Raw genomic sequence first — 21,695 nt, 5'->3', positions numbered from 1 at the left:
CCGGGAAGGGTGCCCCGGAGCCATGCGGTACGTCTTCGGTTCTTGGTCCGGCGACGCTATCGCGATCCATGATGCCGTGTCGCCGGGACCCCATCCCATGACTGTCACTCATGGTAAACCCATGAGCACGCACAGTGGCTAGAGGTCTGCGGCGGTCAATTACGAACAACAGGCGCCGGTTTGACGTACCCAGACGTCAGACGATCGAACCGTCCTCGAAGCACCAACGCCAGCTCTCGCCCGCCTCGTAGCTCCGCATGACGGGATGGCCGGTCGTCTTGAAGTGATCCGTGGCGTGCTGCAGAGGCGACGAGTCGCAGCATCCGATATGCCCGCAGACCAGGCAGAGCCGCAGTTGCACGGGGTGGGTGCCCGCGGCAAGACATTCGGGACATGTGGCGCTGAGCGGGGCGGGCTCGGGGCGCGGCAGTTCGAGAACATGCAGGCACTCACTCATGATTGTCAGGTTACGACGGATACGAGGACGGTGAGATGGACGCATTGCCGCTGGTGGCACTCGTCGCGGCCAGTGCGGCCATCGCGGGGGCCGCCCGCCGAACCCCGGTGCCGGCCCCGCTGCTGCTGGTCGCAGTGGGGCTGCTCGCCTCCTATCTGCCGGGCGTGCCGGCGTACACCCTGGACGCCCACATCGTCCTGCCGCTGCTGCTGCCGCCGTTGCTCTACACGGCCGCGGTCGACAGCTCGTACCTGGATCTGCGCGCCAACGCCCGGCCGATCGCCCTGCTCTCCGTCGGCTACGTCCTCTTCGCCACCTTCGCCGTCGGCTGGCTGGCCTATTGGCTGGTGCCCGACCTGCCGCTGACGGCCGCCCTGGTGCTGGGCGCCGTGGTCGCGCCGCCGGACGCCGTCACGGCGGCCGCCATCGCCCGCCGGGTCGGGCTGCCGAGTCGGGTCACGACGATCCTGCAGGGTGAGTCCCTGGTGAACGACGCGACGGCGATCACCGCCTACAAGGTGGTGCTGGCCGCCGCCGTCGGCGAAGGCGTCAGCTGGGGCGCCGGGATCGGCGAGTTCCTCCTCGCGGCAGGCGGCGGTGTCGGGGTCGGTCTGGTGCTGATGGGTCCGCTGCACTGGCTCCGCACGCATCTCAAGGAAGCCCTGCTGCAGAACACCCTGTCGCTGCTGATCCCCTTCGTGGCGTACGCGGCGGCGGAACGCGTGCATGCCTCCGGAGTCCTCGCCGTGGTCGTCGTGGCGCTGTATCTGGGGCACCGCTCCTGGCAGGTCGACTTCGCGACCCGGCTCCAGGAGGCGGCCGTGTGGAAGATGGTCGCTTTCATCCTGGAGTCGGCGGTCTTCGCGCTGATCGGACTGCAGCTGCCCTTCGTACTGAAAGGGCTCGGCACCTATGCCGTCATGGAGTCCCTCCGGTACGCGGTGGCCGTGTTCCTCGCCGTCGTCGTGGTCCGCTTCATCTGGGTCTACCCGGCCACATATCTGCCGCGGTGGCTGTCCAGGCGGATCAGGGAGCGCGAGACCGAGACCGACTGGACGTCACCCCTGATCGTCGGCTGGGCCGGGATGCGCGGCGTCGTCTCGCTCGCCATCGCCTTCTCCATCCCGGTGGCGATGACCAACGGCGAGGACTTCCCGGCCCGCAACCTGGTGCTCTTCCTGACCTTCACGACCGTCATCGGCACCCTGGTCGTCCAAGGGCTCACCCTGCCGCTCCTGGTGCGGGTCCTGAAGCTTCCGGGGCGCGACGCGCAGGCGGAGACCCTCGCCGAGGCGCAGGCCCAGAGCGAGGCGTCCGCGGCTGCCGATGCGCACCTGGAGGAGTTGCTCACCGATCCGCGCAACTGTCTGCCCGGACCGCTCACCGACCGGCTGCGTACGGTCCTGGAGCGCCGCCGCAACGCCGTGTGGGAGCGGCTCGGCGCGGCCAACCCGGTGACCGGGGAGTCGGCCGACGACACGTACCGGCGGCTCGCCAGGGAAATGATCGACGCCGAGCGGACGGTCTTCGTACGGCTGCGGGACGAGCGGCGGATCGACGACGAGATGATGCGGACCCTGCTGCGACGGCTGGACCTGGAGGAGGCGGCGGCCTACCGCGAGGACTCCGACGCGCCCCAGGGCTGACCGGTGACGACCGCCACGAGCCTCGTCCCCGGGGCGAACGCGCCCTCCCGGGCCAGCACGGTCAGCCCGTACAGCAGTTTGGCGACATAGAGCCGTTCGACGGGCAGCCCGTGCCGGTCCTCGAAGTCGTCGGCGAAGGCGTGCAGCTCCGGAGTCGTCCGGGCGTAGCCGCCGAAGGTGAAACGTTCGTCCAGGGACCACACCCCGCTGGTCCCGCCGAAGGCCTCCCGCTGCAGTTGCCGTACCGCGTCTCCCAGAAACCCGCCGCGCAGCACCGGGATGCCGAGTGCCCGCTGCCCCGGTGCGAGGCCGGCGGCGAGACCGGCGAGGGTGCCGCCCGTGCCGCAGGCCACCGCGACCACATCGGCCAGGCCGTGCAGCTCCCGCCCGAGTGCTGTGCAGCCCTGTGCGGCCAGGGCGTTGCTGCCGCCCTCCGGGATGACGCAACACGCCCCGTAGGCACTCAGCAGCCCCTCCAGGGCCGTCGGATCGGTCTTCGCGCGGTACGTCGCGCGGTCCACGAAGTGCAGCCGCATGCCGTCCCTCGCGCACCGTGTCAGCGACGGGTTGAGCGGCCGGCCGGCCAATTCGTCGCCGCGTACGACGCCGACGGTGGGGAAGCCGAGCAGTCGGCCGGCCGCGGCGGTGGCGCGCAGATGGTTGGAGTAGGCGCCGCCGAAGGTCAGCACGGTGCGCCCGGCGGCGGCCGCCAGGTTGAGGGCCAGTTTGCGCCATTTGTTGCCCGGCAGATCCGGGTGGATCAGGTCGTCGCGTTTGAGCAGCAGTTGTATGCCGTGCCGGTCGAAGCGCTCGTCCTCGACCGGTTGCAGGGGTGACGGGAGCACCGGCTGCAGCCGGGAGAGGTCGAGCGGATCGCAGGGCATGCGCCCATTGTCGCCCGATCCGCGGGCCGGCCCCCGTCGTGCCGGTGGTGGGGGTGCGGGCGTGCGGCTACTTCAGACGGTCGTGGATCCGGGCGCGCATGGACTCCATCGTGAAGCCGCGCGGATCGACCTTCCCGGGCTGCCACTCCCTGTGGCCGATGACCGAGCGGGACGTCCAGCCGTGATGGCGGCAGATCGCGGCGGCGGCCTTCTCGATGGCTACGAGCTGGACGTCGGGCCAGGGGTCCTTGCCGTCGCCGAGGTTCTCGCACTCGAAACCGTAGAAGTGCGTGTTCCCGTCGGTGTTGGCCTCGTTGTCGGGCGGGAGGAGCTTCTCGGCGACGACGGCGCGCAGGACGTCGTCGTCGCCGAGGCCGGCGTGGTTGGCACGGCCGTAGCCGACGAGGTGGATCCGGCCGTCCTTGGCGATCACGCCGTGGCACAGCGGGCCGGGCAGCTCCGGATAGCCGTCGCGGCAGATCCGGACGGTGGCCGCGGTGCCACTGGTGACCGTGTGGTGGATCATCACGCCGTTCACAGGGCCCCAGGGGCCCTTGTGGTTCCGGTTGTGCGTACGCCAGTCGCCCACCTGGACGACGGTGAGTCCTTCGTTGTTGAGGGATTCGAGGAAGGCGCTCGCGGACATGGGGGTGGACATGGCCGACTCCTTCGGGGCGTGGGGGGGAGTGGGTCCGTGCACCGCTTGTATCGGAACGCCGTGCTCCGGGCCATCCCCCGGCGCGTTGTTCGTGCGGTGTGCGAGCAGATCCGGTCAACTCCGCGAGCGTCCGTTGAGGTTCAGTCCTGGGCGAACCACAGGTCGGGGCCGAACACCTCGTAGTGGATGTCGGCCGCCGGGACGCCCTTGGCCAGCAACTGGGCGCGGACGGCCCGCATGAAGGGCAGTGGACCGCAGAGATAGGCGTGCGTGCCGGCCGGGACCGTGAGGCCGCTCAGGTCGACGAGGCCGGTGCGGTCGGCCGCGTGGCCGGGCTCCGGGTTCTCGTACCAGAAGTGCGCCGCGGCGTCCGGGAGTTTGCCGGTGAGCCGCTCGTGGTCGGTGCGCAGGGCGTGATCGGCGGGGGAGCGGTCGCCGTGCACGACGGTGACCGGGGCGCTGTGGCCGGTGGCCGCGAGGTGGTCCAGCATCGACAGCATCGGGGTGCAGCCGATACCCGCGGAGGCCAGCAGCAGCGGCGCGTCGACGCCATCGAGGACGAGGTCGCCGTAGGGGGCGGAGACACGCAGCCGGTCGCCCGCCCGGGTGTGGGCGTGCAGGTGCGCCGAGACCTCGCCGTCGGGCGAGCCGCCGCCGTGCACCCGCTTGACGGTGATCGATCGGACCGGCGAGTCCGGGGCCGAGGAGAGGCTGTACTGGCGTATCTGGCGTGCCCCGTCGGCGAGTTCCACCTGAACGGAGACGTACTGGCCGGGGCGGAAGGCGGGGGCGGGGGCGCCGTCGGCCGGACGGAGTTGGAAGGTGGCGACATCCGCGGTCTCCTCGATCCGGGCGGTCACCTCCCACGCGCGCCAGACGTCACCGGCGGCCACGCCCTGCTGCGCGTACAGCCGGTCCTCGATGGCGATCAGGGCGTTGGCCATCAGCCAGTAGACCTCGTCCCAGGCGGCCGCGACCTCCGGGGTGACCGCATCGCCGAGCACCTCGGCGATGGCGGCGAAGAGATGGGTGTGCACGACGTCGTACTGCGCGGCGGTCACGCCGAGCGAGGCGTGCTTGTGGGCGATCCGGCCGAGCATCACGTCGGGGCGGGTGTCCGGGTGCTCGACCAGCTGGCTCGCGAAGGCGGCGATGGCCCCCGCGAGGGCCTGGCGCTGGGCGCCGGACGCCTGGTTGCCGCGGTTGAAGAGATCGCGCAGCAGCTCGGGGTGGGCGTCGAACAGCTTCCGGTAGAAGAGATCGGCGATGTCGCCGATGGCCGCGCCGACGACGGGGAGGGTGGCACGGACGGTGGCGGTCGACGGCTCGGAGAGCATCGGTCTGACTCCTCAGGATTGAATTGGCATCTGAGATGCGTATTTATGGGCGGCAGTGAGCGCGAGGTGGGGTGCGGGGGTTCAGTCGGCGGCCGGGCGGCTGCTGCTGATGCCGATCAGCAGGGGGCCGGTGGGGGAGGCGACGAGCTCGGCGACAGTGATCGGATCGAGCGAGGCGTAGAAGGCCTCCTGTGCCCGGCGCAGGGCGCCGCGCAGCCGGCAGGCCGAGCGCAGCGGGCAGGGGGTGCTGCCCTCGCACTCGACGACATCGCCGGGTCCTTCGAGCTCGCGGACGAGTCCGCCGATCGAGGCGGACCGGCCGGCGCCGGTGAGGGTGAGCCCGCCGCCGCGGCCCCGCCGCGCCTCGACCAGGCCGAGGTGCTGCAGCCGGGCGACCACCTTCGCGGTGTGGGTGTACGGCACCTGCATGGTCGCCGCCACCTCCCGGGTGGTCGGCGGATCCTCGTTCTCCACGACGGCGAGGCGCATCAGTACCCGCAGTGCCACGTCGGTGAATCTCGTCAGCCGCATGGTGGTCAGCGTAGATAACTTGCATTAGGGATGCAAATTAAGAAGCCCTGTGGACATTGCTCGGCGTCGTGCCCAGCCCAAAGACCGATTAGTCACACTCTTTTGTGTAATAGCGTGCTGCGTCCCCACGCTGAAAGGCTTCTTCTCGCAGGTCAGCCGATGATCGAGAGGACGTCAGATGTCCGTTGGTGAAGAGGTTCAGAACGCGCAGGCATCGCCGCAGCAGAGTCTGGGCACGGCGGCTGCGCGGAACCTCGCGACGACCACCAAGTCCGCTCCACAGATGCAGGAGATCACCTCGCGGTGGCTGCTGCGCATGCTCCCATGGGTGCAGGTGCAGGGCGGTACCTACCGGGTGAACCGCCGGCTGAGCTACTCGGTCGGAGACGGCCGGGTGACGTTCGTGCAGACCGGTGACCGGGTCACGGTGATCCCCGCGGAGCTCGGTGAACTGCCCGCCCTGCGGGACTTCGGCGACGAGGAGGTGCTCGCCGAGCTGGCCCGGCGGTGCGAGCAGCGCGAGATCGCCGCGGGGCAGGTGATCGCCGCCTCCGGGGAGTCCGCGGACCGGGTCTTCCTGCTGGCGCACGGCAAGGTCGAGAAGGTCGGCACCGGCCCCTACGGCGACGAGGCGGTGCTCGGGGTGCACGCCGACGGGGCGTACTTCGGCGACCACTCCTTGATCGAGGGGGACGCCGTCTGGGAGTACACGGCCCGCGCCGTCACCGCGTGCACGGTGCTCACGCTGAGGCGGGCGGATGTGCTCAACCTCGCCGAGCGGGCGGACTCGCTCCGCGCGCATCTCGCCGGGCTGCTCAACATCCCGCATCAGCGCACCAACAAGTACGGCGAGGCGGAGATCGACCTCTCCGCCGGTCATGTCGGTGAGGCCGTCGTCCCGCACACGTTCGTCGACTACGAATCGGCGCCGCGCGAGTACGAGTTGAGCGTGGCCCAGACCGTGCTGAAGGTCCACAGCAGGGTCGCCGACCTCTACAACCAACCGATGAACCAGACCGAGCAGCAGCTGCGGCTGACGGTCGAGGCGCTCCGCGAGCGTCAGGAGCACGAGCTCATCAACAACCGGGAGTTCGGGCTGCTCAACAACTGCGACTACGAACAGCGCCTTCAGCCGCACGACGGGGTGCCCAGCCCCGACGACATGGACGAACTGCTGTCGCGACGCCGCGGGTCGAAGCTGTTCCTCGCCCACCCGCGGGCCATCGCCGCGTTCGGCCGCGAGTGCAGCAGGCGCGGGCTGGTGCCCGAGAGCGTGGAGATCGGCGGCCACCATGTGCCCGCCTGGCGCGGTGTGCCGATCTTCCCGTCCAACAAGATCCCGGTCACCGACGCCCGCACCACCTCGATCATCTGCATGCGAACCGGTGAGGCCGAGCAGGGGGTCATCGGGCTCCAGCAGACCGGTATCCCCGACGAGATCGAGCCGAGTCTCTCGGTCCGTTTCATGGGCATCGACGAGCAGGCGATCATCTCCTACCTGGTGACGGCCTACTATTCGGCGGCCGTGCTGGTGCCGGACGCCCTCGGGGTCCTGGAGAACGTCGAGGTCAGCCGCTGGCGCTGAGGTCCGCGGGACCCGGACCGGCCGGTCCGGGTCCCACCCGCCGCCCCGGCCCGGAGGCCGTCTATCCGGGGCGCGCCGGGCCGGCTCGCCCCGGCCCCGGGACCGGCGGCCCGGCCCGGTTCGCTCGGACTGGCCTGGTCTCGCTCCGACGGCGGTGACCCATGGGCCGAGTGACCTGTGGCGCCGTCCCGGTGGAAACCACCCACTCACCGCACCACCCACGCCCCGGCCGGGCTGCTCCGGCCCGGGTGACCTGAGGGAGCCACTGTGACCATGATCAGTACGGACACCGCCACCACCGAGGGCCACCAGGCCCTGGCGCTCCTGGAGCACACCCGGAGCCTCGTCGATCCGCAACTTCGGGCCGCGGTCGAGTCGCTGCCCGGATCCATCCGGCGTGTCGCGATGTACCACTTCGGCTGGGAACACGCCGACGGGACTCCGACCGGTGGGCAGGCCGGCAAGGCGATCAGGCCCGGGCTCGTCCTCGCCGCGACCCGGGCGGTGGGCGGCGAAGCGGAGCAGGCGGTGCGGGCAGCCGTTGCCGTGGAGCTGGTCCACAACTTCAGCCTCCTGCACGACGACGTCATCGACGAGGACCGGACCCGAAGGCACCGTCCCACGGCCTGGACGGTGTTCGGTGTCCCGGCCGCCGTCATCGCGGGCGACGCCATGCTCGCCCTGGCCCATCGGCTGCTCGCCGAGGACATCCGCCCGGCGTCCGCACGTGCCTCGGCCCGGCTCGCGAACTGTGTCATCGAGCTGTGCGCGGGACAGCAGGCCGACTGCTCCTTCGAGGAGCGCGACCCCGACGAGGTCTCGCTCGACGAGTGTCTCGCCATGGCCACCGCCAAGACCGGCGCCCTCCTCGGCTGCGCCTGCGCGCTCGGTGCGCTGTACGCCGGTGTGGACGAGCGGGCGGTCGGCGCGATGGACGGCTTCGGCCGGGAGGCGGGCCTCGCCTTCCAGCTCATCGACGATCTGATCGGCATCTGGGGGGACCCGGTGCAGACCGGGAAGCCGGTCGGGGCGGACCTGGCCGCCCACAAGAAGTCCCTGCCGGTGGTCGCCGCGCTGACCTCCCACACCCCTGCGGCGGTCGAACTCGCGGCGCTCTACCGGGGTTCCATGCGCACACCCGGCGAGGTGGACCGAGCCGCCGACGCGGTCGACCGGGCAGGCGGCCGGGACTGGGCGCAGGTCAGCGCGGCGGACCGGATGGCCCGCGCGATCCACCATCTGTCCCGGGCGGTGCCCGACCTGGGGGCGGCGGGCGATCTGCTCGCCCTGGCGGAGTTCGTCACCCGCCGGACCCACTGAGGGAGGGAAGGAGAAGAAGTAAGCAGGTGTCACCCGCCGGTCGCGCCGGGACAGGAGAGGAGGACAGCGGAACGACCGGCTCCCGCCGGATCCGTACGGCATCAACTCTAAGATCCTGTGCGTCGGTTGAGGTGGTACGAGAGAGCGGGAGCCGGACATGGGTGTACGGATACGGCAGGCGGAGACGGAAGACCGCGAACAGGTGGTGCGGCTCCTGGACGAAGCGTTCCACCACGACCCGGTCAGCGGCTGGGTCTTCCCGGACGAGGCGCACCGCCGGGCCGTGCACGGAAAGTTCCTCGGCGTCTTCGTCGACGTCACGCTCGCCGAAGGCCGTATCGACCTGCTGGAGGACGGCACGGCCGTGGCCCTGTGGCTGCCCGTGCCGGCGGGCGCACCCACGGAGGAGGACACCACGCCCGCCCTGATGCGGGCGACCGCGGACCCCGACAACGAGCGGGCGGAGCTGGTGGGGCGACTCACGGGCGCGATCCACCCGCACGACCGGGCCCATGAGTATCTGCTCATGATCGGGGTGTCCCCGGACCGTCAGGGGGAGGGGATCGGTGCGGCCCTGATCGCCGATGTGCTGGAGCGCTGCGACCGCGACGGCGTCCCCGCCTACCTGGAGGCGAGCAGCGCGCGCAGCCGCCGGCTCTACGAACGGCTGGGCTTCGCCTTCATGGGCGCGACCGTCGAACTCCCGGACGGTCCGTCGATGTGGCCCATGTGGCGGGAGCCGCAGGTCGGCTGAGGTCACGGGCCCGCGGCGCCCGCGGCGGCGAAGTGGAGGGCGGCCGGGCGACGGCGATGGGCACGGGCTACAGTCCGTGCCCATGACAGATGAGTCATGGGCAGGGTGGTACCGGGACCGGCAAGGTTCCGAGGCCTTCATCCTCACCACCGATGGACAGCAACTCCGCATCCGGGTCAGGGGCGTCGACTTCGAGGGCGAAAGCTTCGACGACCTCGCTCCGGTGGCCGGCATGCCGCCGGAGAGCGGAATGTTCGCCCTGGCGGACGGCGCACTCACCGATTGCGTGCTGGAGTGGGACCTGCCGCTTCCGGTCGTCGCGGACGGCGCGGTTCACCAGGCCACGCTCAGCTGCCTGTTGTCGCTGCGCCGTCCGGAGGCCGATCTGCATCTGGAGCTGCACTTCGGCGGCGCGGTCTACGGGTCGCGCCGGGCCGAGTGCGACTTCGCCACCGCGCTCGCCATGATCCAGCGCTCCCTCCCGCCCGGAGTCCGCCTGCAGTCGTGCATCGCCTGCGCGTTCTCGGACTACTTCCCGGCGACGACCGACCGTGGACTCTCCGGCGGCCTTGCCTGTTTCCGGGGTGCGAAGGACGCGTACCGCGGGGCGGCGGGCGAGGACGATGTGCTCGATCTGTGGGACCGGCGGACCGGGTTCGTCCAGGAGATCTGGAGCTGCCGCGAGTTCGAGGCCCGCCCGGCGGAGGGTGCGGGCACCGGTCACCGGGGTGCGTTCCCGCTCGAACTCGCCTGAGAGCCCCGAAGACACCCAGGACGAGCTGTCTGTACCCGGTCCGCACCGACCCGGCCGCGCGTAGCGGTCATCCGCGCCGGGCTTCGGCGCGTACCGGTCGTGCACGCGCGGGCCGTCAGCGCAGGCCCTCCCAGCCCCAGCGCGGCGTCGGCCCCGGATCGCCGAGGTCCGCACCGGCCGGGGACGCCGAGACGTCGCGCGCGATCCTGGTGCCCCAGTCGAAGTACTCCAGCACCCGGCGGCGCAGCAGCTCGTCGTCCGGCAGCTCCTCGTCGACTGCGGCGGTCATCAGTTCCATCCAGCGCAGCCGCTGCGGCTCGGTGATCGACAACCCGAGATGGGAGCGCAACAGGGACTGATGGCCGCCGAGTCGCCCGGTGAAGTCGGCGGGCCCGTCGAAGATCTCGGCCAGCCACACGGCGACATGTTCGACATGGGCCGGAGTGAAGTCCACGAAAACGGGGGCGAGCAGCGGATCCGCCAGCACCTTGTCGTAGAAGGTGTCGCTCAGCCGGCGCAGTACGGCGACACCGCCGATGGCCTTGTACAGCGTTCCCGGACGCTCGCTCACGCGCCTACCTCCATGGCTGGACCCGGTCCGCCCCGGGCCGCTGGGCCCAGCATCCATCAGGGGGAGCGGCCCGCCGGGACCGTTCGCTGCCGGCGGATCAAGCGGGGGCACAGATTCAGCCGTCCCGCCGTGCCGTAGCGAGGACACCGGCGCGGCCGATTCCGCCCAGAGCGAGGAACTGTTCCCAACCGCCCTGCCCGTGGGCAGAGTCGGCCCATGAGGCTTTTGATCCTGGGCGGTACGGAATTCGTCGGGCGCGCTGTCACCGAGGCGGCGCTCGCGCGGGACTGGCAGGTCACGGTGTTCCACCGCGGCCATCACTCACCCCCGCAGGGCACCACCGAGCTGTTCGGTGACCGCACCACCGACAACGGGCTCGCGGAGCTCGCCGCCGCGGGGGAGGGCGGCTGGGACCTGGTCGTCGACACCTGGAGCGGCGCGCCCTCGGCGGTGCGGGACGCGGCCCGGCTGCTCGCGGACCGGGCGGGGCGGTACGTGTACGTCTCCAGCCGTTCGGTGTACGCGTACCCGGCCCCGGCCGGACTGACCGAGGACGGACCGCTGGTGACCGGCGCCTCGCCGGACGCCGGGGCGGAGGTCTCGTACCCGTTGGCCAAACGCGGTGGCGAACTGGCCGTGCTCGACGCCTTCGGCGACCGCGCCCTGCTGGCCCGCGCCGGACTGATCCTCGGCCCGTGGGAGAACATCGGCAGGCTGCCGTGGTGGTTGCGGCGGATCGCCCGCGGTGGACCCGTGATGGCCCCGGGCACCCCGGACACCCCGCTCCAGTACATCGACGCCCGCGACCTCGCGACCTGGCTGCTGGACGCGGCGGAGCGTGCCCTGTACGGACCGTACAACCTGGTCAGCCGCCCGGGGCACGCCACCATGGGCGAGCTGCTGGACGCCTGTGTACGCGTCACCGGTTCCGACGCCGTGCTGCGCTGGACGGCCGCCGAGAAGATCCTCGCGGCGGGCGTGGAGCCATGGACCGACCTGCCGGTCTGGCTGCCGCCGGGCGAGCTGCACGACACCTTGCACCGCGGCGATGTCGGCAAGGCGTTCGCGGCCGGGCTGCACTGCCGGCCGGTGGCGGAGACGGTCGCCGACACCTGGAACTGGCTGCGCGAACTGGGCGGCGCGGCACCGCAGCGGCCGGACCGCCCCGTGGTGGGGCTGGACCCCGAGACCGAGGCGAAACTGCTGATGTGACAGGGGCAAGGGCCGCCGGATGTGGCGGGGCGGTGCACGCGCCGGGGCCCGTCCGGGCCATCCGGTGCGTCACTTCGTCGGCGGGGCCACGGCTCCGGCGACGGCCGGATCGGCGGCCACGCCGATGGCCCGAAGGAACCGCCCGCGCAGCTAGTTTGGGCCCCATGGCCGAAGAACTGCTGCTTCACCTCACCGAACGCCCCCTGTGGGAGGCGGCCCGCGGGACCGGGACCTACGAGATGTCCACCCGCGGCCGCACTCTGCACGAAGAGGGCTTCATCCACTGCTCGTCGCCCCACCAGCTCCCGGGCGTGGCCGAGATGCTGTACGGCTCCGAGGTCCCGGCCGGTGCCGAGAGTCCGGTGGACCTGGTGGTACTCGTCATCGATCCCGCGCGGCTCCCGGTGCCCGTGCGGTACGAGGCCCTCGCGCCCGGCGGCGAGGAGTTCCCGCACATCTACGGTCCCGTCCCGGTGGACGCGGTCGTGGAGGTGCGTACCTGGCTGCGCAAGGAAGGCAGCTCCGCATGAACACCACACGCCCCACGGACCCGGGTGGCAGCGCCGCCGTCAGAGATGCCCCGATCATCGCGGTGACCGGTGCGAGCGGCGCGGTCGGCGGCCGTGTCGCACAGCGGCTCGCGCGCGCCGGTGTCCCCGTACGTCTCCTCGCCCGCGACCCGTCCCGGCTGCCGGACCTGCCCGGCGCGGTCGCCGCACCGCCCGCCGCCTACGGTGACGGGGAGGCGATGCGCCAGGCCCTTGCCGGCGCGCACACCCTGTTCCTGGTCTCGGCGCACGAGAGCCCGAGCCGGGTGGTCGATCACACCACCGCCGTGGACGCGGCGGTCGCCGCCCATGTCGAACGCATCGTGTACGTGTCGTTCCTCGGTGCCGCGCCGGACGCCACGTTCACCTTCGCCCGCGATCACTGGCACACCGAGGCGCACATCCGCGTCTCGGGTGTGCGCCACACCTTCCTGCGCGACAGCTGGTACCTCGCGGGTATCCCGGCGATGACCGGGGCCGACGGGGTGCTGCGCGGCCCGGCCGGTGAGGGCCGGGTCGCGGCGGTTGCGCACGAGGACATCGCGGACGCGGCCACCGCCGTGCTGCTTGCCGACACCGAGAGCGAGGACACCCGCCACGACGGGGTGACGTACGACCTCACCGGACCCGAGGCGTTCACCCTCGCCGAAGCGGCCGAGGAACTCGGCCGGGCCACCGGACGCACCATCACCTATCACCCGGAGACCCGGGAGGAGGCCTACGCCTCACGGGCGCAGTACGGTGCCGAGGAGTGGGAGGTCGCCGGCTGGGTGACGTCGTACGAGGCCATCGCCGCCGGCGAGATGTCCACGGTCTCGGACGCGGTGACGCGCCTCACCGGCCGCCCGGCGAAGAGCCTGGCCGCATACCTGAGCGAAAATCCCGACAGCTACCGGCACTTGCTGAAGGCCGACTGACCGTCCGACGGTAGGGCGGACGACAGGGGAGCCGGCGGCGAACGGGCCGGCTGTCCGACCGGAACGAAGGGACGTACGACAGCCATGCGCACGGAAACCCCGTGGGGTCCCTGGGATCCGGCCCCGCTCGCCGAGGTCGCCCGCCGCTTCGCCCCGCTGCGCACCCCCTGGTGGATCGCGGGCGGCTACGCGGTCGAGCTGGCGGTCGGCCACGCCTTCCGCGACCACGCCGACATCGACGTCACGCTGCTCCGCCGCGACCAGCTGACCGCCCAGCAGGTGCTCGCCGGCTGGGAGTGGTGGGCCGCCGACCCGCCCGGCACCCTGCGCCCGTGGCTCCCCGGCGAGATCCTCCCGCACGGGGTCCACGACATCTGGTGCCGGCCGGGCCCCGACGAGCCCTGGCGCATCCAGCTCATGCTCGACGAGGCGGACGGCACCGACTGGGCCTTCCGTCGCGACACCCGCATCCGGCTCCCGCTCGACCGGCTGGGCCGGGTCTCGGCGGACGGCATCCCGTACCTGGCCCTGCATGTGCAGCTCCTGTACAAGGCGAAGTCGCGGCGCCCCAAGGACGAGGAGGACTTCACGACGGCGCTGCGGGTCCTGACCGCCGACCAACGTGCCTGGCTGATCGAGACCCTCACCCTGGCGTACGCCGCCGACCATCCCTGGGCGGTACGTCTGCGCAGGTACCGGTGACGGTGGTCCCTGGCGGACGCGCACCGTGCACCGCGTCATGCGGCGCCTCACCTCACGTACACCCCTGCCCGTGCCGCCGCGGCCGCCGCCTCGGCCGCGCGGTCGGCCGCCGCTGTGTCGAGCGGGCCGCCGCCGGTCAGCAGGCGGTAGTAGAGCGGTGCCGAGACGGAGCGGATCACTTCGCCGGGGTCCGTGCCGGCGGGCAACTCCCCGCGTTCCAGGGCCTGGGTGACGCAGGCCGCCCATTCCTCGACGCGGATCGCGTAGAAGCGGTTCAGTGACTCGGCCGTGCGCGCGTCGCATGTCGCCGCGGCGATCACCGACTTGAACAGGGCGCCCTGGCGCGGATCGGACAGGGTCTTCGCGACGAGCCGCGCATTGGCCTTGAGGTCCTCGATGAGCGAACCCGTGTCCGTACGCGGGGTGGACTGCTCGGCCATGTCGTCGAGCAGGTCGGCGACCAGGCCGGCGGTGGTGGACCAGCGCCGGTAGACGGTCGTCTTGCCGACCCCTGCGCGACGGGCGACATCGGCGAGGTCGAGGCCGTCGAAGCCGTGTTCGGCCAGGGCGTCCCCCGCCGCCCGCAGGACGGACTCCCGTACCCGGGCGGTACGTCCACCGGGCCTGACGGTGCCTGGTTCCACACCCTCGGAAGTCATAACGGGTCTCCAGTTTCATTAGGGGGAGTTCCTCTGTTACGGTGACGTCATCTTAACGGAACCACAGGACCGTTAAAGCCTGTCTGAGGAAGGACACCCATGTCCGTACCCAGCACGACCCCCTCACCGGCTGTCGCCGAGGGCGCCACTGCCACCACCCGGGCTGCCGACGCCGACTTCCCGCAGTCCGAGGTCGGCATGACCGGGCGGCAGAAGCTCGTCCTCGCGCTGCTCCTCGGGGCCCAGTTCATGATCGCGGTGGACTTCTCGATCCTGAATGTCGCGCTGCCGGCTGTCGGGGAGGGGCTCGGCTTCGCCCTCACGAACCTCCAGTGGATCGCCACCTCCTTCGCGCTCGCCGCCGCAGGCTTCACGCTCCTCTTCGGCCGCGTGGCCGACATCGTCGGCCGTAAGCGGCTGTTCCTGGGCGGTATGGCCGTGCTCGGTGCGGCCTCCCTCCTCGGCGGACTCGCCACCTCACCCGAAGTCCTCCTGTCGGCACGGGTGCTGCAGGGTCTTGCCACCGCCGCCGTCACCCCGGCTGGACTCGCCCTGCTGACGACCGCCTTCAAGGAAGGCCCGCTGCGCGAACGCGCTCTCGGCCTCAACGGAGCCTTGATGTCCGCCGGGTTCACCGCCGGGGCCATCCTCGGCGGGCTGCTCACCGACCTGCTCTCCTGGCGCTGGGCCTTCTTCGTCAACGCCCCCGTCGCCTTCCTGGTCCTCGTCCTCGCTCCGTCCGTCATCACCGACTCACGCCCCACCGGGCGGCCGAAGCTGGACATCCCCGGCGCTGTGACCGTCACCGGCGGACTGCTCGCACTGGTCTTCGGGCTCACCCAGGCGGGCGAGACCGGCTGGACCGCACCCACCACCCTGGGAGCACTTCTGGCGGGCGTCGCCCTCCTCGTCGCCTTCTGGTCGGTCGAGAAGCGGGCCGCAACCCCGCTCGTGCCCGTACGGATCCTGAAACGGCGCAGCGTCATCTGGGGCAACGCCGCCGGACTGATCGCGTTCGTCACCGAGACGTCGCTGGTCTTCCTGCTCACCCTCTACCTGCAGGAAGTGCTCGGCTACACACCCCTCAGCACAGGTCTCGCCTTCGGCGTCCTGGGGATCGGCACCGTGATCGGCGGCGCGCTCGGCGGGCGAGCGGTCGGCCGCTACGGCAACCGGACGACCATCGTCACCGGCGGTGCCGTCCAGGCTGCCGCCACCCTCGCCCTGGTCGCGCTCGGCACGTCGGGGGCCTGGATCTGGCTGCTGCTCGCGGCCACGTTCGTCGGCGGCATCGGCAACATGCTGATGATCGTCGGGTTCATGGTCACCGCCACCTCCGGCCTCCCCGACGCCGAACAGGGCCTGGCCACCGGGCTGGCCACGATGACCCAGCAGGTCGGAATCACCATGGGCATCCCGGTCATGAGCGCGATCGCGGCCGCCCGGATGACCGCACTCGGCGACACCGGCTCCCACGGAGTCCTGTCCGGGGTCACCGTCGCGATCCTGGTCAACTCCGTGCTCGTCCTGGCTGGTTCGCTGCTCGCGGGGGCCTTCCTCGGGAGAGCGGGGCGCACCCCCTGATCCTGTCTCCGGTCTCCGCACTGCAGAAGGGCCCGACCGGCAACACCGGTTGGGCCCTTCTGTTCGTTGCCTCGACCCGCGTGGCAGGTCGAATCGCTCGGAAGCGGCGATCAGGCCTTCTTGGTCTCCAAGTAATTGGCCGGGTCTGCGACCTGCAGTGATCTTTGCTGTGGGTCTCTGACCTGGCCTTTTCTTGATTGCTGGCGACGGGGTGCGATGGACTTTATTGGGTGTCCTGCGGACTGTGTGCGGACTGGTATGTGAAGTGAGGCTTCTCCTCGACCATGGCCACCATCTCGAGGAGTCATCGCCTGCGCGCGCAGAACTCCGTACGTCGACTCCAGAGGGCTGACCTTCTTGGACTCGGAGTGCAGCGCGCTGACGCCCTGAACCTCCGTGTAAGCCTCGGCCACGAGAAGGGCGACGAGACCAGGGCCGGCCCAGGCAATTCGCGCGATGACACGTCACGCAAGCGGGCGCTGACCGACCTCGGTGCGGCCGAGATCGACTTACCCAGAGACCGGACCGGCTCCTGGGCCGTTGAGCCAGGCATCGAGTTCTTCGGTGGCCTCGTCGGCCGCGCGGGAAACAGGTCGCGGGAGAGGTCCACGTCGCAGATCTCCGCGAAGACCACCAGGGCTTACGCAAAACAAGACACACTGTGACGTAAGGCCAACTGCCCTGAGGCCTAACGTTGTTGATGTACGCTCAAGCCCCCCTTGCAGGGGATTCCCCCCATGGCGGCCTTCACTCAATTCACCTTGTGATGCACACGCCTGCCCGCGATTCCAAACGAGAGGTACAACTGTGCGTAAGTTCGGAACCCATAATATCTGGAAGCGGATCGGTATGATTGCTTCCATCTCGACCCTCCCATTGGCCCTCGCAAGCCCCGCTTGGGCTGTCGTGAAGTACTCGTACATCGAGGGTGGAGTCGCCGGCTTCAACTCGCATTCTGTGACCGATGACGGAGGTACCGGCCCGAACAAGGTGGACTTCACCGGATGTCATACGTACTCGGGCAGAAGTGTGACTGTTCAGCTGCGTCGTGAAGTCATCGGACCCGACACCGGATACGACGATAAGACGTACACGGCATGCTTCAACGGTGGAACGTCGTCCGGCGAGTGGGGTGCCGGAGAGGAGGGCCACGACTACTACTTCCGCATCACCGAGGTCGATGGCAGTTCGATAGTCGGCCCGACGATCAGCGTCGATGAGACCCGTATGTCGTTCTAGGTGACACTGGATTTGAATTCCTGGGTGGAGACCTGAAAGGCGGGTCTCCACCTGCCTCTTGATGAAACAGACAGAGGCGCCCCCACGCTGAAATACCAAGGTGTCGCATGCCCATTTCGATGTCCGAGTGTTCCTTCTCCTATCGGCGTAGACGCCCGGTGCTACGTGATCTCAGCTATACGCTGCCGCCCGGGCGGACCGTGCTCCTGGGGCCGAATGGAGCGGGAAAGAGCACCCTGTTGGGCTTGTGCGCATCTGCGCTGCGCCCCGATTCCGGTTCCGTCACCTATGGCGACCTGAGCACCGGCCGACGTCGCGCGCTGCCCGCGTTCCGTAGGCGTGTGGCATGGATGCCTCAGCAGGTGGGGCAGGTGCCGGGGCTCACGGCCCGGGATCAGGTCGCGTATTCCGGTTGGCTCAAGGGGATGCCCCGGCGCGAGGCGTGGCATGAGGCTCTCCAGGCCCTGGACCGCGTGGAGTTGGCCGATCGGGCGGATGACAAGGTCCAGGAACTCTCCGGGGGGCAGCAGCGGCGCGTCGCAGTGGCGCAGGCCCTCGTGCATGACGCAGAGGTCCTTCTCCTCGATGAGCCGACAGCGGGCATGGATCCCCGGCAGCGGCAGGTCTTCCACCAGATTCTCGCCGATCTGTCGAAGGAGGTGCACATCGTTCTCTCCACCCATGACACCTCGGACATCGCCAACTCGTATGATTCGGTCGTGGTTCTGATGGACGGTCAGGTGCGCTTCTCGGGAACGGTGGTGGAGTTCCTTTCCCACGCGAGCGCGACGGCGACATCCGACGAGCAGCGGGCCACCTCCGCTTATCAGGCCTTCACCGAGATCGACGGGGCGGTCTCGTGGTGAACCGAATCCCCTTCGCTCGACACTCGGCCGTCATCGGGCTCGGAGCCCCGACGGTGGCTCTGGCCATATACTTCACCGCCTACCAGCCCTCGCCGTTCACCGGTGAGGATTCCCTCGTCGTGGTCTCGGTGGCCCTGAGGGTCGCCGCGCTGGGAATCGCCTTGGTGGCTGCCTGGGATGCAGGGAGGCTTCGCCAGGCTCGGATCACAGCCGCCCCGAACAGCCGCCACCTGCTGCGAATATTTGTCGATGCGATGGCCCCCACCCTGGCCTTGGTGATCATCAGCTGGGTGGCGTCCTTCCTGTTGGTGATCAGCTATCTGGGAGGCCCCGCACCAGGGCTCCACGACACCGTTCCAATAGTCCGAAGTCTCGCGATCCCCTTCAGCGCAGTAGCAGTCGGCTTCTTCCTCGGGCTCTGTCTTCCGCCCGTTATCGCCCGCCCCATTGCGGTGGTGATCACGGCGCTGTGGGTCTTCGTCGCCTATACGCTGGGTATCCCATGGCTGCGGGCGATGTCCGGATTCGACCAGAGCACTCCGACCTATACGGATGTCGTGGACCGCGCCTACCTCATGGCACCGGCGATCCTGGCTCTCGGGCTGCTGCTCGGTCTTGTCGCGCTCAGCCTGCTCTCACGTCCTGCGCTGCGTGCCGCCGCCATGGCCTGCTGCGTCCTCGCGGGCTTCGGGGCGTCGTATCCTCTGGTGAGTGACGCCCCGCGCTACGCCGACCCCACCGTTCCCCGCACTTGGGCAACGACGTGTGAGGGAACTGCCCCGGTGATCTGTGTGCCCGGCGAGTTCGCCGGCGACATCCCCACGCTGCACCGCTCCGCTCAACAAGCGCTGCCCCGCCTGCGAGAGGTCGGGTTCACCCCACCCCGGAAGCTGGCCTTCGTCTCGGAGGAGCTACCGCTGGCACGCGACACCTGGCGAACCTTCCTCCAGAAGCCGGTGACCCGCCACCGCAGCCGGACCGTCTACGTCAGCGCCTTGGTTCCGACAGGGCTCCACGACTGCCCGGACCTTCCTGATGACTACGTTTATCCGGGGCGCGGAGCCGCTTCCGCCTGGATCGGCCTGACGATTGGTATGTCGGAGGCAGAGGCCGCCCGCAGCTACGGAGCCAGCGGTGTGTACCGGGCACGCTGGGTGCGCAGCCTCCCCAAGGCGAAGCAGTACGCCTGGTACAAGCAGCAGTTGAGTTACCTCGAGTCCTGCGACGAGCACGTCCACGAGAAGGCCCGGGCGGGGGCCAAGGCCGAGAACGAGCGGGGCCGAGCGCTGGGCCCGCGGTTGGAGGATCCGGCGGACATGGCACCGGGGGTGGACCGTTGACCCTCTGGGCGCGCACACGAAGAATCTGGCTGCTGCCTGTGGCCCTGTTGGCCTGGACGCTCCTCCTTGTACTCGTGCGCGACGACGTGGCGAAGGTTCCCCAGATCGCCGCGCGGGGCAACTTCTCGATCAAGCTGATGAACTTCGTTCCGCTCATCCTGTGCATCCCGACGACGTACTGCATGAGCCGGCGCCTGATCGCCACCGAAACCACAGCGGCGCGAGCGGTCGCCGTCGTTGACCGGCTGGCTCTCCTGCTTCTGGGGGTGAGCGCGGTGGGACTGGGGTTTGCACTCGGGGAGTTCCTGGACATGCCGACAGCGGTGGCGGGCGGACGAAACACCGTCATGGTTCTGGGCCTCGCTCTCCTCGTACACAGCTGGTACGGCCCGATCGCCGGTGGCGCGGCGGCGACCATGTTCGTGATGGTCAGCATTGTCACCGGCCTGGCGGGAGACCGGAGGCCCTACCCGTGGGCGGTTCTCCTGATGGAGTCCACCAGCGTCGTGGCGGCAGTCGTGGCGGCGGTCAGTTTCACTGCCGGTCTGATCACGATGTCGTACCGCCGACAGATACCGGGTTGACATGCCCCTTGGGCTGAAGCCCGAGGATTCTGGCCGTCCCTACCCGGTGCTGTGCGAGGAAGCCCCCAAGGCCGGGGACCACAAGGCTGAGCTCTCCGGAAGGTTCGTCGGCACGGCGGCGGAGGGGGTCCGCGAGCACGTCGTCGCACCTCCGCTGCGCGCCGAGATTGACCAGGCCCTGTCCCTGGTCAAGAGTGCCGTCACCAAGAAACGCTCGTACCTGCGTACCTGCACGGCTCGTTCGGCGCCGGTAAAGGCCACTTCCTGACCGTGCTGCACGCCGTCCTGAACAGCGGCCCAGAGACCCGGGAGGAGCGGCTGGGCCGGCTGGAACCACCGCGACCATGCCGAGGCCCTCGTCGACTTCCTCCGCTCCCGCACGGAGGCGGACGGCTGGGCCCTGGACGACCCCCGTTCCGTACCGCCTGCGGAGACTGTCCGGAAGATCGTGGATCACTTCGACGAGTCGGGCTCTGAGCTGGCGCAATCAACACCAGATGAAGATCAACCCGCGAACTATCGGACAGTCTCGGGTCAGAAGTCATCGACGTCCCCCGGCTCGGGAAGCGGTTCACTCGGCCCGGGTGAGGCCGAAGAGGAGTCGTCGCTGTTGCGTGGTCCGGTCGAGGTAGGTGTCGATCTCAGCGGGCGTGGCGGCGCGCGAGAGCGGGTCGAGGCCGAGGACGAGGGCGGCCGGTGTCTGCTGCCGCAGTAGTAGCAGCCAGGGTCTGCTTGTGGGTACCCGCTTGCGGTACAGAGTGCTGTCGATGCGCAGGGTGACGCTCGTCGGGCTCAGCGGGCGCAGGCGCGGTCCGATATCGGGCGGCAGTGCTGTGGTCGGCCCGAGGCTGAGTGCGGTCGCGACGGCGTGCATGCGTCGCTCGATGATCCCGAGCGTCTCGTACGGGCCGCGAGGTGGCTGCGGCACGAGGAGCAAGCAGCACGGGGGCGCTCCGCTCGGGTCGGTGTCGAGCCAGGTGGTGGTCGCGAGGGAGGCGATCAGTCCGGCGGTCGGTGCGTACGGTTCGGCGGCGTGGGTGGGCATCAGCATGTGGTCACCAGCGAGACGTGAAAGGACGCCCAGACGCGTTTGCCGGGACCTTCGCGGGCTGCGACGCCCCAGTCATCGGCGAGGGCGGAGACCAGGAACAGTCCACGTCCGTTGTCGCTGGTGTCCTGAGGTTGGCGTTGCCTGGGGGCGCCGTCATCCCTGTCGTGGACCTCGACCAGTAGCTGGGCGTCGTGGAATTCGACGCGCACGAGGATCACGTCGTCGGCGGACGTCCCGTGCAACAAGGCGTTCGTGACGAGTTCCGACGTGCAAAGCCGGATGTCGTCGATGCGTTCGCCGCAGCCCCAATGAGCAAGGGTCTCGGTGACGAACTCGCGGGCTGCGCGTGCGGTGGTCTTGCGGCGGGCGAGGACCATCGTGCGTTGCGTTTCAGTCTTCGCGTTGCGATCCGACGCGGCTGTTCTCGGCTCGTCGTGCGGTCTGCTGTGCATGCCCAACAGCCAATCGCCATAGCTCATTTGGGTCGGGAGCCGGC

25 protein-coding genes are annotated in these 21,695 nt (G+C 69.9%); 16 read left to right on the top strand and 9 right to left on the bottom strand.

Annotated elements, in window-relative coordinates:
- Positions 1 to 196: 196 nt before the first annotated feature.
- Positions 197 to 457 (bottom strand): UBP-type zinc finger domain-containing protein, encoded by a 261-nt coding sequence (locus OG963_RS17300; RefSeq protein WP_371799218.1) that lies wholly within the window; start codon positions 455 to 457, stop codon positions 197 to 199.
- 35 nt (positions 458 to 492) lie between these two features.
- On the opposite strand from OG963_RS17300, the gene OG963_RS17295 reads away from it, so the two are divergent.
- On the top strand, positions 493 to 2,103 hold the full coding sequence (locus OG963_RS17295) for a Na+/H+ antiporter (protein ID WP_093772638.1): 1,611 nt from the start codon (positions 493 to 495) through the stop codon (positions 2,101 to 2,103).
- Here OG963_RS17295 and OG963_RS17290 read toward each other — a convergent pair.
- The 4 genes from OG963_RS17290 to OG963_RS17275 form a co-directional block, all read right to left on the bottom strand.
- Positions 2,070 to 2,987, bottom strand: a complete 918-nt coding sequence (locus OG963_RS17290) for a 1-aminocyclopropane-1-carboxylate deaminase/D-cysteine desulfhydrase (protein WP_093772636.1) — start codon at positions 2,985 to 2,987, stop codon at positions 2,070 to 2,072. The two genes, OG963_RS17295 and OG963_RS17290, sit on opposite strands and share 34 nt — an antisense overlap.
- 67 nt (positions 2,988 to 3,054) lie before the next feature.
- Positions 3,055 to 3,645 carry an N-acetylmuramoyl-L-alanine amidase gene (locus OG963_RS17285; RefSeq protein WP_176902137.1) on the bottom strand — a complete coding sequence of 197 codons (591 nt, stop codon included), beginning with the start codon at positions 3,643 to 3,645 and terminating at the stop codon, positions 3,055 to 3,057.
- A 140-nt stretch (positions 3,646 to 3,785) separates the two neighbouring features.
- Entirely contained in the window at positions 3,786 to 4,982 is a 1,197-nt protein-coding gene (locus tag OG963_RS17280; RefSeq protein WP_093772634.1) for a globin domain-containing protein, read from the bottom strand.
- 81 nt (positions 4,983 to 5,063) lie between these two features.
- Positions 5,064 to 5,513, bottom strand: a complete 450-nt coding sequence (locus OG963_RS17275; RefSeq protein ID WP_093772632.1) for an Rrf2 family transcriptional regulator — start codon at positions 5,511 to 5,513, stop codon at positions 5,064 to 5,066.
- A 178-nt stretch (positions 5,514 to 5,691) separates the two neighbouring features.
- On the opposite strand from OG963_RS17275, the gene OG963_RS17270 reads away from it, so the two are divergent.
- From OG963_RS17270 to OG963_RS17255, 4 genes are all read left to right on the top strand, one after another.
- Positions 5,692 to 7,098 carry a family 2B encapsulin nanocompartment shell protein gene (locus tag OG963_RS17270; RefSeq protein ID WP_093772630.1) on the top strand — a complete coding sequence of 469 codons (1,407 nt, stop codon included), beginning with the start codon at positions 5,692 to 5,694 and terminating at the stop codon, positions 7,096 to 7,098.
- 273 nt (positions 7,099 to 7,371) lie between these two features.
- The gene (locus OG963_RS17265; RefSeq protein ID WP_093773365.1) at positions 7,372 to 8,418 is read left to right on the top strand and encodes a family 2 encapsulin nanocompartment cargo protein polyprenyl transferase; all 1,047 of its coding nucleotides are present in this window, start codon (positions 7,372 to 7,374) and stop codon (positions 8,416 to 8,418) included.
- Between the two features lie 157 nt (positions 8,419 to 8,575).
- On the top strand, positions 8,576 to 9,172 hold the full coding sequence (locus OG963_RS17260) for a GNAT family N-acetyltransferase (protein WP_093772628.1): 597 nt from the start codon (positions 8,576 to 8,578) through the stop codon (positions 9,170 to 9,172).
- Between the two features lie 82 nt (positions 9,173 to 9,254).
- Positions 9,255 to 9,926, top strand: a complete 672-nt coding sequence (locus OG963_RS17255) for a DUF6304 family protein (protein WP_093772626.1) — start codon at positions 9,255 to 9,257, stop codon at positions 9,924 to 9,926.
- 115 nt (positions 9,927 to 10,041) lie between these two features.
- Here the strand turns inward: OG963_RS17255 and OG963_RS17250 are convergent, their stop codons facing one another.
- The gene (locus OG963_RS17250; protein WP_256223416.1) at positions 10,042 to 10,497 is read right to left on the bottom strand and encodes a group II truncated hemoglobin; all 456 of its coding nucleotides are present in this window, start codon (positions 10,495 to 10,497) and stop codon (positions 10,042 to 10,044) included.
- Between the two features lie 216 nt (positions 10,498 to 10,713).
- Here OG963_RS17250 and OG963_RS17245 point away from each other — a divergent pair, with 216 nt between their 5' ends.
- The 4 genes from OG963_RS17245 (at position 10,714) to OG963_RS17230 (ending at position 13,876) form a co-directional block, all read left to right on the top strand.
- Entirely contained in the window at positions 10,714 to 11,709 is a 996-nt protein-coding gene (locus OG963_RS17245) for an NAD-dependent epimerase/dehydratase family protein (RefSeq protein WP_319329347.1), read from the top strand.
- 164 nt (positions 11,710 to 11,873) lie between these two features.
- Entirely contained in the window at positions 11,874 to 12,239 is a 366-nt protein-coding gene (locus OG963_RS17240) for a DUF952 domain-containing protein (RefSeq protein ID WP_093929403.1), read from the top strand.
- Positions 12,236 to 13,174 carry an NAD(P)H-binding protein gene (locus tag OG963_RS17235; RefSeq protein WP_093772620.1) on the top strand — a complete coding sequence of 313 codons (939 nt, stop codon included), beginning with the start codon at positions 12,236 to 12,238 and terminating at the stop codon, positions 13,172 to 13,174. Before OG963_RS17240 ends, OG963_RS17235 begins: the two co-directional genes overlap by 4 nt.
- An 84-nt stretch (positions 13,175 to 13,258) precedes the next feature.
- Positions 13,259 to 13,876: a nucleotidyltransferase domain-containing protein gene (locus tag OG963_RS17230; RefSeq protein ID WP_093772618.1), complete on the top strand. Its 618-nt coding sequence runs from the start codon at positions 13,259 to 13,261 to the stop codon at positions 13,874 to 13,876.
- 47 nt (positions 13,877 to 13,923) lie between these two features.
- Here OG963_RS17230 and OG963_RS17225 read toward each other — a convergent pair whose 3' ends face one another.
- Positions 13,924 to 14,535: a TetR/AcrR family transcriptional regulator gene (locus tag OG963_RS17225; RefSeq protein ID WP_093772616.1), complete on the bottom strand. Its 612-nt coding sequence runs from the start codon at positions 14,533 to 14,535 to the stop codon at positions 13,924 to 13,926.
- A 99-nt stretch (positions 14,536 to 14,634) separates the two neighbouring features.
- On the opposite strand from OG963_RS17225, the gene OG963_RS17220 reads away from it, so the two are divergent.
- The 7 genes from OG963_RS17220 (at position 14,635) to OG963_RS17190 (ending at position 20,416) form a co-directional block, all read left to right on the top strand.
- Complete coding sequence (locus OG963_RS17220; RefSeq protein ID WP_093772614.1) at positions 14,635 to 16,119, top strand: MFS transporter; 1,485 nt, start codon at positions 14,635 to 14,637, stop codon at positions 16,117 to 16,119.
- A 284-nt stretch (positions 16,120 to 16,403) separates the two neighbouring features.
- Entirely contained in the window at positions 16,404 to 16,784 is a 381-nt protein-coding gene (locus OG963_RS17215; protein ID WP_371799217.1) for a hypothetical protein, read from the top strand.
- Positions 16,785 to 16,926: 142 nt separating this feature from the next.
- Entirely contained in the window at positions 16,927 to 17,358 is a 432-nt protein-coding gene (locus OG963_RS17210; RefSeq protein ID WP_371799216.1) for a hypothetical protein, read from the top strand.
- Between the two features lie 107 nt (positions 17,359 to 17,465).
- Entirely contained in the window at positions 17,466 to 18,224 is a 759-nt protein-coding gene (locus OG963_RS17205) for an ATP-binding cassette domain-containing protein (protein WP_093929399.1), read from the top strand.
- A 53-nt stretch (positions 18,225 to 18,277) separates the two neighbouring features.
- Positions 18,278 to 19,564, top strand: coding sequence for a hypothetical protein (locus OG963_RS17200; RefSeq protein WP_319329355.1), 1,287 nt, complete (start codon positions 18,278 to 18,280; stop codon positions 19,562 to 19,564).
- The gene (locus OG963_RS17195; RefSeq protein ID WP_143136427.1) at positions 19,561 to 20,148 is read left to right on the top strand and encodes a hypothetical protein; all 588 of its coding nucleotides are present in this window, start codon (positions 19,561 to 19,563) and stop codon (positions 20,146 to 20,148) included. The genes OG963_RS17200 and OG963_RS17195 overlap by 4 nt, the downstream gene beginning before the upstream one ends.
- A gap of 1 nt (position 20,149) precedes the next feature.
- A complete protein-coding gene (locus tag OG963_RS17190) occupies positions 20,150 to 20,416 on the top strand; it encodes a hypothetical protein (protein WP_143136426.1) in 267 nt (88 codons plus the stop codon).
- A 303-nt stretch (positions 20,417 to 20,719) separates the two neighbouring features.
- Here OG963_RS17190 and OG963_RS17185 read toward each other — a convergent pair whose 3' ends face one another.
- Both OG963_RS17185 and OG963_RS17180 read right to left on the bottom strand, forming a co-directional pair.
- Complete coding sequence (locus OG963_RS17185; RefSeq protein ID WP_319329361.1) at positions 20,720 to 21,199, bottom strand: hypothetical protein; 480 nt, start codon at positions 21,197 to 21,199, stop codon at positions 20,720 to 20,722.
- Positions 21,193 to 21,651: an ATP-binding protein gene (locus tag OG963_RS17180; protein WP_327422086.1), complete on the bottom strand. Its 459-nt coding sequence runs from the start codon at positions 21,649 to 21,651 to the stop codon at positions 21,193 to 21,195. The genes OG963_RS17185 and OG963_RS17180 overlap by 7 nt, the downstream gene beginning before the upstream one ends.
- Positions 21,652 to 21,695 lie beyond the last annotated feature (44 nt).

This window comes from Streptomyces sp. NBC_01707, assembly GCF_041438805.1.
Taxonomy (GTDB): Bacteria; Actinomycetota; Actinomycetes; order Streptomycetales; family Streptomycetaceae; genus Streptomyces.
Note: the sequence above shows the minus strand (reverse complement) of the source record. Positions and strands in the feature narration are given on the sequence as shown.

Coding starts and splice junctions, on each gene's coding strand:
- OG963_RS17215 (WP_371799217.1), top strand. CDS start 16,404: ATGGCCACCATCTCGAGGAGTCATCGCCTGCGCGCGCAGAACTCCGTA.
- OG963_RS17265 (WP_093773365.1), top strand. CDS start 7,372: ATGATCAGTACGGACACCGCCACCACCGAGGGCCACCAGGCCCTGGCG.
- OG963_RS17280 (WP_093772634.1), bottom strand. CDS start 4,982: ATGCTCTCCGAGCCGTCGACCGCCACCGTCCGTGCCACCCTCCCCGTC.
- OG963_RS17270 (WP_093772630.1), top strand. CDS start 5,692: ATGTCCGTTGGTGAAGAGGTTCAGAACGCGCAGGCATCGCCGCAGCAG.
- OG963_RS17235 (WP_093772620.1), top strand. CDS start 12,236: ATGAACACCACACGCCCCACGGACCCGGGTGGCAGCGCCGCCGTCAGA.
- OG963_RS17180 (WP_327422086.1), bottom strand. CDS start 21,651: ATGCACAGCAGACCGCACGACGAGCCGAGAACAGCCGCGTCGGATCGC.
- OG963_RS17220 (WP_093772614.1), top strand. CDS start 14,635: ATGTCCGTACCCAGCACGACCCCCTCACCGGCTGTCGCCGAGGGCGCC.
- OG963_RS17300 (WP_371799218.1), bottom strand. CDS start 457: ATGAGTGAGTGCCTGCATGTTCTCGAACTGCCGCGCCCCGAGCCCGCC.
- OG963_RS17285 (WP_176902137.1), bottom strand. CDS start 3,645: ATGTCCACCCCCATGTCCGCGAGCGCCTTCCTCGAATCCCTCAACAAC.
- OG963_RS17230 (WP_093772618.1), top strand. CDS start 13,259: ATGCGCACGGAAACCCCGTGGGGTCCCTGGGATCCGGCCCCGCTCGCC.
- OG963_RS17185 (WP_319329361.1), bottom strand. CDS start 21,199: ATGCTGATGCCCACCCACGCCGCCGAACCGTACGCACCGACCGCCGGA.
- OG963_RS17245 (WP_319329347.1), top strand. CDS start 10,714: ATGAGGCTTTTGATCCTGGGCGGTACGGAATTCGTCGGGCGCGCTGTC.
- OG963_RS17255 (WP_093772626.1), top strand. CDS start 9,255: ATGACAGATGAGTCATGGGCAGGGTGGTACCGGGACCGGCAAGGTTCC.
- OG963_RS17260 (WP_093772628.1), top strand. CDS start 8,576: ATGGGTGTACGGATACGGCAGGCGGAGACGGAAGACCGCGAACAGGTG.
- OG963_RS17190 (WP_143136426.1), top strand. CDS start 20,150: ATGCCCCTTGGGCTGAAGCCCGAGGATTCTGGCCGTCCCTACCCGGTG.
- OG963_RS17295 (WP_093772638.1), top strand. CDS start 493: ATGGACGCATTGCCGCTGGTGGCACTCGTCGCGGCCAGTGCGGCCATC.
- OG963_RS17240 (WP_093929403.1), top strand. CDS start 11,874: ATGGCCGAAGAACTGCTGCTTCACCTCACCGAACGCCCCCTGTGGGAG.
- OG963_RS17225 (WP_093772616.1), bottom strand. CDS start 14,535: ATGACTTCCGAGGGTGTGGAACCAGGCACCGTCAGGCCCGGTGGACGT.
- OG963_RS17290 (WP_093772636.1), bottom strand. CDS start 2,987: ATGCCCTGCGATCCGCTCGACCTCTCCCGGCTGCAGCCGGTGCTCCCG.
- OG963_RS17205 (WP_093929399.1), top strand. CDS start 17,466: ATGCCCATTTCGATGTCCGAGTGTTCCTTCTCCTATCGGCGTAGACGC.
- OG963_RS17275 (WP_093772632.1), bottom strand. CDS start 5,513: ATGCGGCTGACGAGATTCACCGACGTGGCACTGCGGGTACTGATGCGC.